The following is a 13,302-nucleotide window of genomic DNA, read 5'->3' as shown; positions in this document are numbered from 1 at the left end:
AATGGCTGATTCAATCAAGATCATGGGCCTGGTAGGCACCGGCGTGATGGGCGCCGGGATTGCACAGATTGCCGCTCAGGCGGGCGTGTTGGTGCGCTTGTTCGATGCCCGCGACGGTGCGGCGCAAACCGCTCGGGATAACCTCGGCGCCACGCTCTCGAAGCTGGCCGCCAAGGGCAAGATCACCCAGGCAGCGGTGGACGCTGCGCTTGCGAACCTGCAAGTTGCCGCCACCATTGAGGCGCTGCACGACTGCGACCTGGTGGTGGAAGCCATTGTCGAAAACCTCGAGGCCAAGCGCGGCCTGTTGCAGCAGCTGGAAGGTGTGGTCAGCGCGGCGTGCATCCTCGCCACCAACACCTCGTCGCTGTCGGTCACGGCCATCGCCACCGGCTGCCAACACCCTGAGCGGGTCGCCGGGCTGCACTTTTTCAACCCGGTACCGTTGATGCGCGTCGTCGAAGTGATCGACGGCCTGGCCACCGCACCGAAGGTCGGCGATGACCTGCTGGCCTTCGTCGGCCGTACCGGCCATCGCGGCGTGCGCGCCAAGGACACCCCGGGTTTCATCGTCAACCACGCCGGCCGTGCGTACGGCACCGAAGCCTTGAAGATGCTCGATGAAGGCATTGCCGAGCGCGGCGACATCGATCGTATCCTGCGTGAAGGCGCAGGCTTTCGCATGGGGCCGCTGGAACTGCTGGACCTCACCGGGCTCGACGTTTCCCACCCGGTGATGGAGTCGATCTACAACCAGTTCTATCAGGACCCGCGCTACAAACCATCGCCCCTGACCCGCCAGATGCTGGTGGGCGGACGCTTCGGGCGCAAGAGCGGGCAGGGCTTCTACCGCTATGAAAATGGCCAGGTGGTCGACGGCCCGCAGCCGCAGCCGGTGCCTTCCATCAAGCAATTCCCGCCGGTATGGATCGCCACCGAAAACGCCGAAGACTACGAGCGCCTCAGCGCCCTGGTGATCGAGTTGGGCGCACACCTTGAAAGCGCGGCGCAGCCTTCGCCTGAAGCGTTGTGCCTGCTGGCGCCCTACGGCCTCGACGCCACCTCGGCCAGCGAGCGCTTCCACACTGACCCGGCACGCACCCTGTGCATCGACCTGCTGACCGACCTGTCGCGCCACCGCACCCTGATGCAAAACCCGCTGACGTCCACCGCCACCCGCGATGCCGCCCACGCGTTGCTCGCCAGTGACGGTGTAGGTGTGACAGTGATCAGCGACAGCGTCGGCTTCGTTGCCCAGCGCACCCTGGCGATGGTGGTCAACCTGGCCTGCGATATCGCCCAGCAACGCATCGCCAGCGTCGACGACATTGACCAGGCCGTACAACTCGGCCTGGGTTATCCACAAGGCCCGCTCGCCTGGGGCGATGCCCTCGGGCCACGGCGCATCCTCACGATTTTGCAACGCATGAGCGAACTCACCCACGACCCACGTTATCGCCCCAGCCCCTGGCTGCGGCGGCGTGCCGTGCTGGGGATTTCCCTGCGTCATGAAGAGCCGGCAGTCGGCTGATTTCGATTCATCACAGGACAAGAATAATGGGTGCATTGACAGGTTTGCGGGTGCTGGACTTAAGCCGGGTATTGGCCGGGCCCTGGTGTGGCCAGGTGTTGGCCGACCTCGGCGCGGAAGTGATCAAGATCGAACGGCCACAGAGTGGCGACGATACCCGCGGCTGGGGCCCGCCGTGGATGAAGACCGACACCGGCGAGTCGTCCGGGCAGGCGTCTTATTACCAGTCCACCAACCGCGGCAAACTATCCGTGGCCATTGACCTGGCCACCAGCGAAGGCCAGGAACTGGTGCGGGCCCTGGCGGCCAGCTCCGACGTACTGATCGAAAACTACAAGGCCGGTTCCCTGGCGCGTTATGGCCTGGATTACGCGACCCTGGCCGAGATCAATCCACGGTTGGTGTACTGCTCCATCACCGGCTTCGGCCAGACCGGCCCGCGCGCCGAAGAACCCGGCTACGACTTCATCATCCAGGGCATCGGCGGCCTGATGAGCATCACCGGCGAACGCGACGACCTGCCCGGCGGCGGCCCGCAAAAAGTCGGCGTGGCGTTCTCCGACCTGATGACCGGCCTGTATTCCACCGTCGCGATCCAGGCCGCACTGCTCAGCCGCGAACGCACCGGCGTTGGCCAACACATCGACATGGCGCTGCTGGACGTACAAGTGGCAACCCTGGCCAACCAGAGCATGAACTACCTGGCCTCGGGCAAGGTGCCGCAGCGTTTCGGCAACGCCCACGCCAACATCGTGCCGTACCAGGTGTTCCGCGCCGCCGACCGCGACTTCATTATTGCCTGCGGCAACGACAGCCAGTTTGTAGCGCTGTGCCACAGCATCGGTTTGCCGCACCTGCCGGAAGACCCGCGCTTTCGGCGCAATGCCGATCGGGTTGCGCATCGGGCGGAGATTGTCGAACTGTTGTCGGCGCACTTCCTGGGGCGCACGGCGGACGAGTGGGTGGCGAGTATTCACGCCTCGAAAGTACCGGTGGGGGCGATCAACAACATCGCGCAATCCCTGGAAGAGCCGCAGGTGATTGCCCGTGGGTTGATGGTGAAGATCCCGCATCCCAGGAATCCGCAGTTCGAGATGGTCGGCAGCCCGATCAAGATGTCGGGCACGCCGGTAGAGTATGTAAGGCCGGCGCCGATGTTGGGGCAGCATACCGATGAGGTACTGGGCGAGCGCCTCGGGTTGTCGGCAGAGCAGTTGGGGCAGCTCAAGGCAGGAGGGGTGATTGAGCAACTCGACTGAAGGATGGCGGCCCATAAGGCCGCCATCTTTGCGCACGACTTTTTAGCGCGCGACTTCTTTAAGGTAGGCAGTTCGGGCCGCAACGGCAGTCGGCGTGAAATCCGTAAACACACCGTCAACACCGGCGCGGAAAAAGGCCATGTATTCCGCCGCCGGGTTGCCCTTGTAGGCACCTGCCAGGTATTTGGCTTCGTTGCGGAAGGTGAAAATATGCACGAACAGGCCGGCCTTGTGCGCATCGCTGATCAGGCTGGTGGGCTTGAAGGTATCGACCTCGGGCAAGCCGGGGTTATGCGCTGAAGCGGCGGTCAGCGACATCGCTTGCGGCTTCCATGGCCCGATGCCGTCGGCATAGGTCTTGACCTCGGCCAGCCCGGCCGGGGTCAGCATCGCACCAAAGGCGCGTGGGTCGCCGGCGACGGTCCAGCTGTAGGGGCGGCCGCTGACGAAGGTGTTGGGTTTGTCGGTGATGAAAATGGTCTCGCCGGTCTTGAAGTTCACCCCGTTCCCATCCACCAGTTGAACCGCCCTGGTTTGCAGGCCGATGGAGCGCAGGTATTTCAGGCTGTTCGGGTCGAAGCTCTGCACGAACACCGGCGCGTCTTTGCGATTGAGGTTGTTGTCTTCAAGGGTCTTGAGAAACGCCGCTTCGAACGGATGACTGCCCGGCGAGCCGCAGCCGTTGGCGATGGCCTGGGCATTGTTCCAGATCGGGTTCTTGCTTTCCGGATAGGTGGTAATCACCCGGCCCGTGGCGGCGCTTTTGGCTTTCGCGATGTCGATCACTTCCTGGAAACTCAGGATCGGCAGCTTGCCGTTGAGTTCGGTCGGGCGCTCGTCGCGGGCATCATACGTCGTGCCGCCGATCCATTGCTTGAGTTCGGCCAGGGTGAAATCGCTGATTGACCAGTCGTTGGTATGGTCTTCGCCATCCACGATCAAGGACTTCAACACGGATTTTGGATCGTTGGGGTCAGTCAGATCACTCAGGTACTGGGCCGGGCCATTTTCTGCAGTGGCCGGATACCTGACGTTAACCAGTACACCCGGCACCGTGCGCTTGCGGCGTGCAACTTCGGGATTGGTCTTCGCGACGTCGCTGATGTTGGTGTTGTCGCTCAACCAGGGATTGTGCCGGGCCACCAATACACAGTCCTTGGTCATGTGCAGGTCCAGCTCCAGCGAATCCGCACCAGCGTCGGCTGCATGCTCGTAGGAGGCCCGGGTTTCTTCCGGGTACAGTCCTGGCAGGCCGCGATGGCCGATAACCAGCGGCGGTGCACCGTCCAGGGTTTTGAACGAAGCAGGCGCGACAGGCGCGCTCCTGGTCACACTGTCACACGCGCTCACCGTCAGGCTGCATCCGATAACGATAAAACGGGCAAGCAGGGTTTTTACCGCTGGCGGGCCTGAGCGAGTGTGCATGTGTCGTCCTTCAAGAAGAGGGTAGGGGCGGGGTATCTGCGGATGTTGGCGTTGACGTATGACAGCGTCGTGACAGGAAGTGGCGTGGTGATTTTCCAGCGCGGCGCACCTGGGGTGAAGCAAAAATCTCACTGAATGCTTGACTTCTCCTTTTCAATCAGTAACATACGGCGCATTCCGCGATAGCTCAGTTGGTAGAGCAAATGACTGTTAATCATTGGGTCCCTGGTTCGAGTCCAGGTCGTGGAGCCAGATAGTAAAAAAGCCTGCAGCGATGCAGGCTTTTTTTTGCCCGGAATTTGTCCCGGACACTCGATTCAGGCGTGCCCTCGAAACAGACGATATTCGGCAGGCATGCACACCGCACAAGGACGAAATCCCGCGGCGACAGCCGTCGCTTCATCGAGAAAAAACACGCGATTTTTCACGTAGCCGCCACGCGCAATGGCTCGCAGCGCCGCACGACAGTCGAGCTTTCCATAGCGCTTGCCGCGACGGTGACCGCCCAGCGTTCCCGGCTCGGGGCTTGGGAAGGGGCTTGCGTCTGCGCCCATCAGCATCCAGATGTTTTTGTCAGCCATCGCTTGTCCTCCTGCCGCACCAGCCTGCGGTACGTCCGCCATGTATCGCCGATCAGATCGGCTAGCGCACCCGGTTTCTTGCTTTTTTTATCGCTCAAAAAGGCTCAAAGTCGGGCACGCTATCCATTTCTGCTTTTCGACAGGATTCGAACATGTCAAAACTTCCCGAAACGTCCAACGATCCCTACCAATGGCTTGAAGACGTCGACGGCACGCGTTCACTGGACTGGGTACGCGCCCAGAACCTCAGGACCGAAGACCGGCTCGCCCGTTCCGACAGCTTCAAGCAGATCAAGGCCGATGTGCTGGAGATACTGGACTCGGACAGCAACATCCCCTACGTCGATAAGGTCGGCGCCTATTACTACAACTTCTGGATGGACGCCGCCCACCCGCGGGGCCTGTGGCGTCGCACCACGCTGGCGGAGTACCGCAAGCCTCAACCTGCCTGGGAAACGTTGCTGGACCTTGACGCACTGAACGCCGCCGAAGGCGAAAACTGGGTGTGGCACGGTGCTGATTTCTTGCGCCCGGACTACCAGCGCTGCCTGCTGGCGCTGTCCCGTGGCGGCGCCGATGCGAATGTCACCCGCGAGTTTGATCTGGCCAGCAAGACCTGGGTCGAAGACGGCTTCCAGTTGCCCGAGTCCAAGGGCGGCCTGGGCTGGATCGACCGTGACAACGTCTATGTCTATACCGATTTTGGTGAGGGGTCGATGACCCGTTCCGGTTACCCGCGCATCGTCAAGCAGTGGCAGCGCGGTACACCGCTGAGTGCCGCCAGTCTTGTCTATGAAGGCGCGCTGGATGATATGTACATCGCGGCGATGCACGACGACACGCCCGGCTACGAGCGTGACTTCGTCAGCCGCACGCTGGCGTTCTACAACAACGAGCTGTACCTGCGGTGCAGCGACAACCAATTAAGCAAAATCGACGCGCCGAACTCAGCGGAAAAGTCGGTGTACAAAGACTGGCTGCTGCTGGAACTGCGGGAGGACTGGACGCTTGATGAAGTGTTTGTGGCCGGCTCGTTGCTGGCGATCCGGTTTGATCGCTTCATGGCAGGCCAGCGGGATTTCGAGGTGCTGTTCACCCCTACGGACAGCACCTCGCTGGCAGGGTTTTTCTGGACGCTGAATCACCTGGTGCTGAACGTACTGGATCACGTCAAGAACCGCCTCAGCGTCCTCACTCCCGGCGCGAACGGCTGGCAGCACAGCCCGTTCACCGGGGCGCCGAGCATGGGGACGGTGGGTGCCAGCGCAGTGGACAGCGACGACAGTGATGCCGTCTGGCTGGTGACCACTGACTACCTGACGCCGACCACCTTGTCGCTGGCCGAGATCGGTGATCCGCCCGAGGTACTGAAAACCCTGCCGGCCTTTTTCGATTCCAGCCAGCACGTGATCGAGCAGCACTTTGCGGTCTCCAGGGACGGCACTCGTGTGCCCTATTTCCTGGTGCTCGGGAAAGACCTGCCGCGCAACGGCACGGCGCCGACCTTGCTCTATGGTTACGGCGGCTTTGAATACTCCCTGACCCCGTATTACTCCGGTAAGGCAGGCCGCGCCTGGCTTTCGAAGGGCGGGGTGTACGTGGTTGCCAACATTCGCGGTGGCGGTGAATACGGCCCGCGCTGGCACCAGGCCGCACTCAAGCAGAACCGTCCGCGTGCCTACGAAGATTTTGCCGCAGTGGCCCGTGACCTGATCGACCGCGGGATTACTTCGCCCCGACACCTGGGCGCGGAGGGTGGCAGCAACGGTGGTCTGTTGGTCGGCAATATGCTTACTCAATACCCGGAACTGTTCGGTGCAATCGTCTCCCAGGTGCCCTTGCTCGACATGCAGCGCTATCACCTACTGTTGGCCGGGGCGTCGTGGATGGGGGAATACGGCAACCCGGACGTACCTGAAGAGTGGGCGTACATCCAGACGTTTTCTCCATACCACCTGTTCGATCCGGCGAAGGCCTACCCACCGGTGTTTTTCCTGACCTCGACCCGCGATGACCGGGTGCATCCAGCCCACGCCCGCAAGCTGGCGGCGAAGATGATCGAGGCCGGCAAGGACGTGACGTACTACGAAAATATCGAAGGTGGGCACGGCGGGGCGGCAGACAATGCACAGGCTGCGCATATGAGTGCGCTGGTCTACAGCTTTTTGTGGGAGAAGTTGAGTTCTAATCGGGACTGAGTGTTGCCAGCCTTAATTGCTGGTACGCCTGCACCAATTGGTCGAGCGTAAACCCAAGGTTCCTGCCGCTGGGATTGGGCAGAACCCACACCGCCGTACACCCCAGGGTGTGCGGTTGAAGCCCCCAGGCAATCTGCTTCTGCCCGCTCAACGCGCTATAGGCGGCCTTTCCCAGAAACGCGACATACCGTGGCGCATAACGTGCGATCTTGCGTTCAAAACCCGCCGCCGCCGCCCTGAATTCATCCGCCGACAACTGGTCCGCCCGGGCCGTAGGCCGCTCCACCACCGTGGTCAGCCCGCATTGGTATTGCAGGATCGTGCGGTCGTTCTCCGGCTGCACTTCATGGGGCGTAAACCCGGCCAGGTGCAGCGTGCGCCAGAACCGATTGCTCCTGCCCATGAAGTGATGCCCGGTGGTGGCGGCCTTCAGCCCCGGGTTTATGCCGCAGAAAATCACGGCCAGGTGCTCGGCCAGAATGTCTTCCAGTCCTTCACTCATCCGCAGATGACCTGCACGGCGTTGCGCGCCAGGGTGATCAATTCGGCGTGGGGCTTGCCCGCCCGTGCACGAATCGAAAGGCTGTGCACCAAAGACGCGGCGAGGACGGCGACGGCTGCCGGGTCTGCACCACCTTTCAACTCACCGGCCTCGATGGCCGTGCGCAAGCGGTTTTCGAGATGGGCGTCGAGTGCGTCGAGGCGCTGCAAAAGCACGGCGCGAATCTCCGCATCCTCCACCGCTTCAGTGGTCGCGGTGCCGATGATAAAGCAGCCCCGTGGCTCGCCATCCCCCGAAAAGTAGATCGACAACTGGCCTTCATATAAGCGCATCAACGCCTCTGCGAGGGTCAGGCTCGGGTCGTCCAGCGCCTCGTCGATGGCGGCAGAAGCGAGACCCCAATACTGCTCAAGTGCCTTGAGGTAGATCGCGTGTTTGTCGCCGAACGCGGCGTACAGGCTTGGCCGGTTCATCCCGGCGGCGGTGGCGATGCTGTCCAGTGAGGCGCCGGAATAGCCGGTGCTCCAGAACACCCCGAGGGCTTTTTGCATTGCCGTTTCGGGGTCGTAGGCCCGTGGGCGGCCACGGCCTTTTGCCTCTGTGATCTTTTTTTGTGCCATGGCGTACAAAAATCCTTGAGTAGAGGTGGGTGGGTCGATATTCTTACATCATCGCACAAAATTAAGGCCTCAGAAATCCCGGGCTCAGCAAAGGTGATTCGATCATGAGCAATGCGTTGGAAAACACGACCCGCACCCCCTGGCGTTCACTGTTGATGGTGGGCTTTCCGGTACTCATTGCAGCGGCCGGGTATGTGTATTACCTCAAGGATGCGCCGTACGTATCCACCGATAACGCGTATGCCCGAGTGGCGAAGGCGTCGATCAATGCGCGGGTATCCGGGCAGGTCGTGGAGGTCGCCGTGGAAGACAACCAGTCGGTACACAAGGGGCAGGTACTGCTGCGTATCAACCCCGAGCCGTTCCAGGTCGCGGTCGAGCGTGCGCAGGCGCAATTGAGCGTGGCGCGCCTGCGGATTGAAGGCCTCAAGGCCAGCTACCGGCAACAGCAGGCAGAGTTGCAGGCGGCCAAGGAATCGGCGGGTTTCGACCAGAAGGAATTCGCCCGCAAAAAGGCCCTGGTGGCCACCGAGTTCGTGTCCCAGGCCGTGTTCGAACGGGCCGATACCGACCTGAAAGTCGCCCGGCAACGCGTGGCGTCCGTCGAGCAGCAGATCGCCAATACGGTGGTGGCGCTGAACGGCAATCCCGACATCGAAATCGACCGACACCCGGCGATTCGCGAGGCCCAGGCGCAGCTCGACGAGGCGCAACTCTACCTCTCGTACGCGACGGTATATGCCCCCGACGACGGCGTGGTGGCCAAGGTGGATGACGTGCAGGTCGGCGATTACCTGAACAGCGGCGCGCCGGCCTTCGCCTTGCTGTCGCCCCGTCGCACCTGGGTCGAAGCCAACTTTCGCGAAACCCAGATGACCCATATGCGAGCCGGTCAGCAGGCAACCATCAAGCTCGACACTTACCCGGATCATCCCTTCAAGGCGCACATCACCAGCCTGAGCCCGGGCGCCGGTGCCGACTTCGCGCTGCTGCCGCCGGAAAACGCCACCGGCAACTGGGTCAAGGTGGTGCAGCGGGTGCCGGTGCGCCTGGAACTGGACGATGCCAACGCGGACTTGCCGCTGTTCTCCGGCACCAGCGCCACGGTGACGGTTGATATCAGGACCGGCCCATGAACGGCGCACGTACTCTCCGGTTTGCGGCGTTGCTGGTGACCTGGTTGCAGGCGGTCAACGTGTCGCTGCCGAACTCGGCCCTACGGTTTGTGCAGGGCAGTTTGTCGATGACGGATGACGAGGCGGGGTGGATCTTCACGTCGTACCTGGCGGCCAGCGCGATTACGTTGCCGGTGGCTCAGTGGCTTGCTGCGCGCTTCGGCGTGAAGGCGGTTTACCAGGCGGCGATGCTGATCTTCGCCCTCGGCCTGCTGCTCGCGACACAGGCCACCACCTCACTGCAATTCGTCGGCGCGCGGATCATCCAGGGTGCTGCCAGCGGCGTGTTGGCGCCGCTGTCGATGGCCATCGCCCTGGAGACATTGGCCCCGACGCAACGGCCAAAATTCGGCCCGTCATGGACGGCGATCGGGTTGCTGGGGATTGTCAGCGGCCCGGCGATTGGCGGCTGGATCAGCGAGCATTTCGGCTGGCGCTGGATGTTCTACGCCAGCCTGCCGCTGTTGGCGTACACCTTCTTGATCGTGGCGATGTTGCAGCAGGAGAAGAAAGCCAACAGCGCTGCTGCGTTTGATTTCGCAGGCTTCGCCAGCTTCACCCTCGGCGTGATCGGCCTGCAAATGGTCCTCGACCGTGGCCAGCGCCTGGAGTGGTTCGACTCGCCCGAGATCTGGCTGGAAGCCGCCACCAGTGCCCTGGGGTTCTACCTGTTCGCAATGCACCGGTTCACCTCGAGCACACACTTCATCAGCAAGGGGTTGTTGCGCGACCGCAACTTCGTGCTGTCGACCATCCTGTTCTTCGCCGTCGGTTTCGTGCTGCTGCCGACCATGGCGATGACCTCGCCGATGCTGGATGAACTGCTGGGCTTCCCGCCCGACACCACAGGCTTCCTCACCATCCCCCGTGGCGTGGGGCTGCTGGGTGCGTTCTGGCTGATGAACAAGGTGCCTGCGCATCTCGACGGCCGCCCATTTGTGGTCGCCGGGATCGCCGTGGTGATCTACGCCAACCACTCGATGCTCGGCTATTCACCCTTGATGGACGGCTGGCCGGTGGCAGTGGCTGGCGCAATCCAGGGCGCGGGCCTGGGCCTGCTGATGCCGGCGCTTTCCCGGGTGGCGTTCAGCACCCTCGACCCGACGTTGCGCCCCGAAGGCAGTGGGCTGTTCAACCTGTCCCGCGTCTACGGCAGCACCCTGGGTGTGGCGGTGGTGCAGTGGTTCTTCTTCAACAACACCCAGGCGATGCACGTGGCGCTGGCCGGCCACCTGACTGTGCATTCGGTCCCCGCATCGACGCCCCTGGCGGGATTCGCCGCGCTGAACGAAGCCATCACCGGCCAGGCCGCCTTCATCGCGGTGGTCGGCCAATTCAAGATTCTGCTGTGGGCAATGCTGGTGGTGAGCCCGCTGGTGCTGCTGCTGCGTAAACCTGTCACGACCCACTAGTTTTCCGGAGTGTGCGTAATGAAATCCCATGGGCTTGTTATCACGGCCGTCATGACCCTGTCCGCGTGTTCGGTTGGCCCGGACTATAAGGCGCCGTCCGTTACCGCTTCGCCGCACTATGACGTGCAGGCTGAGCAGCACGTTTCCTTCAGTCAGAAGGTCAGCGTCGACTGGTGGTCGACCTTTCATTCCGAAACGCTCGACAGCGTGATGCGCCGGGCCATTGCCGGCAACCTTGAGCTGACGGCAGCGGACGCGACGTTGCGTCAGGCCGCCGCTTCGGTGGCTGCGGCCGAGGGTGCACTTTTCCCGCAGGTGGATTTCGCCGCGCAAGCGGGCCGCCAGCGCGTGCACAACGCCGCGCGGCCAGCGGTGACGAACTTCTATGGCGTCGGGCCGCAGGTCAGTTTCGACCTCGACGTATTCGGCGGCAATCAGCGCCGGGTCGAGCAACAGCAGGCATTGGCCGATTTCCAGCAGCATCGCTTCGAGGCGGCGTACCTGACGCTGACGGGCGACGTCGCCAGCCAGGCGTTGCTGATGGCCTCGGCCAGCGCGCAGATGGAAGCGGTGCAGACCTTGCTCGCCACCGACGCGAAAAACCTCGAACTGGTGCGCGCGGCGCAACACAGCGGCACGACGACGCAGCTCGATGTCTCCCTGGCCGAAACGCGACTGGCGCAGGACCGCACCCTGTTGCCACCACTCGCCCAGCAGTGCGATGCGGCGCGGCATGCGCTGTCGATCCTGGCGGGCAAGGGCCCGGCGGATTGGCGCGCACCGGATTTCGAACTGGCTGGATTTGCCTCGGCCACCACGCTGCCGGTCAGCTTGCCGTCCAAACTGGCCCATGACCGCCCGGACGTGCTGCAAGCCGAAGCCGAATTGCATGCGGCCAGCGCGGCGGTCGGCGTGGCCACCGCCAATCTCTATCCCCGTGTGGAGTTGTCCGCGTCACTGGCCCAGGCCGCGTCGGGCAATGGTGGTGCGGCGCTGTGGGGTTTTGCCGCCGGGTTGGCGGGGCCGATCTTCGATGGCGGAACTCTCAAGGCAGAGCGCCAGGCCGCCGTGGAGGGCTACAACGCCGCGCTCGCCAACTATCAGCAGACCGTCATCAAGTCCTTCGGCCAGGTCGCAGACACCTTGCAGGCGATCAACCACGACGCCGAGGAGTACCAGGCACAGACCGCCGCGCTACAGGCCGCCGCCAACAGTTTGCGCCTGAACCAGCAGGCCTATGGGGCAGGGGAGAGCGGGCTGTTGCAAGTGCTGGAGGCACAACGCGCCTATGAGCAGGCCCTGCTCGGGCAGATCCGGGCGAGCACCGCCCAACATCTCGACACCGTGCGGTTGTTCGTGGCGCTCGGTGGTCGCTCGGTCAACGATTTCAAACGCTAGTGGAGCAAACACATGAGCTATTACGATGCACTTCGCGATACCCGTTTTCCTTTGCAGCATGGCTCGGGCGCGATGCCGGCGGTGGGGTTCGGGACGCTGTTCAGGGATTTGACGGCCACCACCCAGGCGGTCACGCAAGCGTTGGAGGCGGGCTTTCGCCATTTCGATTGTGCGGAGCGTTATGGCAACGAAGCGCAGGTCGGCGCGGCGATTCACGATGCGGTGGCGGCCGGTAAAGTCCGGCGCGAGGACCTGTTCATCACCACCAAGCTGTGGAACAACAACCATCGGCCCGAGCGTGTGGTGCCGGCGTTCGAAGCCAGTTGCCGCCGGCTTCAGGTGGAGGTGATCGACTGCTACATGATCCATACGCCGTTTGCGTTTTTGCCGGGTGACGAGCTGCACCCACGGGATGCGTTTGGGCATGTGTTGTATGACTCGGGGGTGACGTTGATCGAGACGTGGCGGGTGCTTGAGCGTCTGGTGGATGAGGGGCGTTGCAAGTCCATCGGGGTGTCGGATATCAGCCTGGAAACGCTGCGGGAGTTGGTGGCGGTGGCGCGGATAAAACCTGCGGTGGTGCAGGTTGAGTCACACCCTTATCTGCCGGAGTGGGAGCTGTTGGAGTTTTGCAGGCAGCATGGGATTGTGGTGTTGGCGTTTGCGCCGTTGGGGCATGGGATGAGGCCGCGGGTGCTGGATGAACCGGTGATTACCGGGATTGCACGGCGGGTGCGGAAGACGCCGGCTCAGGTTGCGTTGGCGTGGTCGGTGCAGCGTGGGGTGGCGTTTTTGACCTCGTCGGTGACGCCGGCGCGGATACGGGAGGATGCGGATATTTCTACGTTGCCGCAGGTGGCGATGCGTGAGATTGAGCAGGACATTACGACCCGGGTTCGTTTTAATCCGGTGATGGATACTGGGGTGTTGGGGTTTATTTCGCGGGAGAAGTGTTGAGTTTGGCCGGAGGAGGGGGGGACATATCCGTTATTTAGGTTACGGCTACTTATGGTTTCGCTCTTACAGCGAGTCACTTTGCAAAAGCGGCAGGGGGCAGTTAGATCAAGATCAAAAGTAAGAGCACGGCTGCCTGAGAGCCGACCTGAGTGTTAAAAGCAAAGGCAAAAGCTGCTTTTCTGTAGGAGCTGGCTTGCCGGCGATGCAGACAACTCGGTGAATCAGACACACCGAGGTGATGCCA

General features: G+C 62.5%; 11 protein-coding genes and 1 tRNA gene. 8 read left to right on the top strand and 4 right to left on the bottom strand.

The features are described 5' to 3' along the window. Nucleotide 1: 1 nt before the first annotated feature. A complete protein-coding gene (locus tag HX801_RS11795; RefSeq protein ID WP_177022148.1) occupies nucleotides 2-1,531 on the top strand; it encodes a 3-hydroxyacyl-CoA dehydrogenase in 1,530 nt (509 codons plus the stop codon). 26 nt (nucleotides 1,532-1,557) lie between these two features. Next, nucleotides 1,558-2,790, top strand: a complete 1,233-nt coding sequence (locus HX801_RS11790; protein ID WP_003216714.1) for a CaiB/BaiF CoA-transferase family protein — start codon at nucleotides 1,558-1,560, stop codon at nucleotides 2,788-2,790. 42 nt (nucleotides 2,791-2,832) lie between these two features. Here the strand turns inward: HX801_RS11790 and HX801_RS11785 are convergent, their stop codons facing one another. Next, on the bottom strand, nucleotides 2,833-4,215 hold the full coding sequence (locus HX801_RS11785) for a glycerophosphodiester phosphodiesterase family protein (protein ID WP_177022147.1): 1,383 nt from the start codon (nucleotides 4,213-4,215) through the stop codon (nucleotides 2,833-2,835). A 176-nt stretch (nucleotides 4,216-4,391) separates the two neighbouring features. On the opposite strand from HX801_RS11785, the gene HX801_RS11780 reads away from it, so the two are divergent. After that, nucleotides 4,392-4,467: transfer RNA gene (locus HX801_RS11780), tRNA-Asn, on the top strand. Nucleotides 4,468-4,532: 65 nt separating this feature from the next. Here the strand turns inward: HX801_RS11780 and HX801_RS11775 are convergent. Then, nucleotides 4,533-4,796: an Ada metal-binding domain-containing protein gene (locus HX801_RS11775; RefSeq protein WP_177022146.1), complete on the bottom strand. Its 264-nt coding sequence runs from the start codon at nucleotides 4,794-4,796 to the stop codon at nucleotides 4,533-4,535. Between the two features lie 152 nt (nucleotides 4,797-4,948). Between HX801_RS11775 and HX801_RS11770 the strand changes: the two genes are divergently transcribed. Continuing rightward, the gene (locus HX801_RS11770; protein WP_177022145.1) at nucleotides 4,949-6,994 is read left to right on the top strand and encodes a prolyl oligopeptidase family protein; all 2,046 of its coding nucleotides are present in this window, start codon (nucleotides 4,949-4,951) and stop codon (nucleotides 6,992-6,994) included. Here HX801_RS11770 and mug read toward each other — a convergent pair. Both mug and HX801_RS11760 read right to left on the bottom strand, forming a co-directional pair. Continuing rightward, entirely contained in the window at nucleotides 6,981-7,496 is a 516-nt protein-coding gene (mug, locus tag HX801_RS11765; RefSeq protein ID WP_177022144.1) for a G/U mismatch-specific DNA glycosylase, read from the bottom strand. The genes HX801_RS11770 and mug overlap by 14 nt on opposite strands. Further along, on the bottom strand, nucleotides 7,493-8,116 hold the full coding sequence (locus tag HX801_RS11760) for a TetR/AcrR family transcriptional regulator (RefSeq protein ID WP_177022143.1): 624 nt from the start codon (nucleotides 8,114-8,116) through the stop codon (nucleotides 7,493-7,495). Before HX801_RS11760 ends, mug begins: the two co-directional genes overlap by 4 nt. 104 nt (nucleotides 8,117-8,220) lie before the next feature. Here HX801_RS11760 and HX801_RS11755 point away from each other — a divergent pair, with 104 nt between their 5' ends. Genes HX801_RS11755 through HX801_RS11740 form a run of 4 tightly spaced genes read left to right on the top strand, consistent with a single transcriptional unit; the run spans nucleotide 8,221 to nucleotide 13,058 of the window. Beyond that, nucleotides 8,221-9,252 (top strand): HlyD family secretion protein, encoded by a 1,032-nt coding sequence (locus HX801_RS11755; protein ID WP_003216514.1) that lies wholly within the window; start codon nucleotides 8,221-8,223, stop codon nucleotides 9,250-9,252. Beyond that, nucleotides 9,249-10,703 carry an MFS transporter gene (locus HX801_RS11750; protein WP_177009478.1) on the top strand — a complete coding sequence of 485 codons (1,455 nt, stop codon included), beginning with the start codon at nucleotides 9,249-9,251 and terminating at the stop codon, nucleotides 10,701-10,703. Before HX801_RS11755 ends, HX801_RS11750 begins: the two co-directional genes overlap by 4 nt. An 18-nt stretch (nucleotides 10,704-10,721) precedes the next feature. After that, nucleotides 10,722-12,101 (top strand): efflux transporter outer membrane subunit, encoded by a 1,380-nt coding sequence (locus HX801_RS11745; protein ID WP_177022142.1) that lies wholly within the window; start codon nucleotides 10,722-10,724, stop codon nucleotides 12,099-12,101. 12 nt (nucleotides 12,102-12,113) lie between these two features. Beyond that, nucleotides 12,114-13,058: an aldo/keto reductase gene (locus HX801_RS11740; RefSeq protein ID WP_003216508.1), complete on the top strand. Its 945-nt coding sequence runs from the start codon at nucleotides 12,114-12,116 to the stop codon at nucleotides 13,056-13,058. Nucleotides 13,059-13,302 lie beyond the last annotated feature (244 nt).

It is taken from the genome of Pseudomonas sp. G1002, assembly GCF_013385455.1.
Classification (GTDB): Bacteria; Pseudomonadota; Gammaproteobacteria; order Pseudomonadales; family Pseudomonadaceae; genus Aquipseudomonas.
The sequence above is the reverse complement of the archived record's forward strand: the minus strand, read 5'-3'. Positions and strand labels throughout refer to the sequence as shown.

Excerpts from the sequence above, each read along its gene's own strand:
- HX801_RS11745 (WP_177022142.1), top strand. The coding sequence starts at position 10,722 with ATGAAATCCCATGGGCTTGTTATCACGGCCGTCATGACCCTGTCCGCG.
- HX801_RS11785 (WP_177022147.1), bottom strand. The coding sequence starts at position 4,215 with ATGCACACTCGCTCAGGCCCGCCAGCGGTAAAAACCCTGCTTGCCCGT.
- HX801_RS11755 (WP_003216514.1), top strand. The coding sequence starts at position 8,221 with ATGAGCAATGCGTTGGAAAACACGACCCGCACCCCCTGGCGTTCACTG.
- HX801_RS11740 (WP_003216508.1), top strand. The coding sequence starts at position 12,114 with ATGAGCTATTACGATGCACTTCGCGATACCCGTTTTCCTTTGCAGCAT.
- HX801_RS11760 (WP_177022143.1), bottom strand. The coding sequence starts at position 8,116 with ATGGCACAAAAAAAGATCACAGAGGCAAAAGGCCGTGGCCGCCCACGG.
- HX801_RS11770 (WP_177022145.1), top strand. The coding sequence starts at position 4,949 with ATGTCAAAACTTCCCGAAACGTCCAACGATCCCTACCAATGGCTTGAA.
- HX801_RS11790 (WP_003216714.1), top strand. The coding sequence starts at position 1,558 with ATGGGTGCATTGACAGGTTTGCGGGTGCTGGACTTAAGCCGGGTATTG.
- mug (WP_177022144.1), bottom strand. The coding sequence starts at position 7,496 with ATGAGTGAAGGACTGGAAGACATTCTGGCCGAGCACCTGGCCGTGATT.
- HX801_RS11750 (WP_177009478.1), top strand. The coding sequence starts at position 9,249 with ATGAACGGCGCACGTACTCTCCGGTTTGCGGCGTTGCTGGTGACCTGG.
- HX801_RS11775 (WP_177022146.1), bottom strand. The coding sequence starts at position 4,796 with ATGGCTGACAAAAACATCTGGATGCTGATGGGCGCAGACGCAAGCCCC.
- HX801_RS11795 (WP_177022148.1), top strand. The coding sequence starts at position 2 with ATGGCTGATTCAATCAAGATCATGGGCCTGGTAGGCACCGGCGTGATG.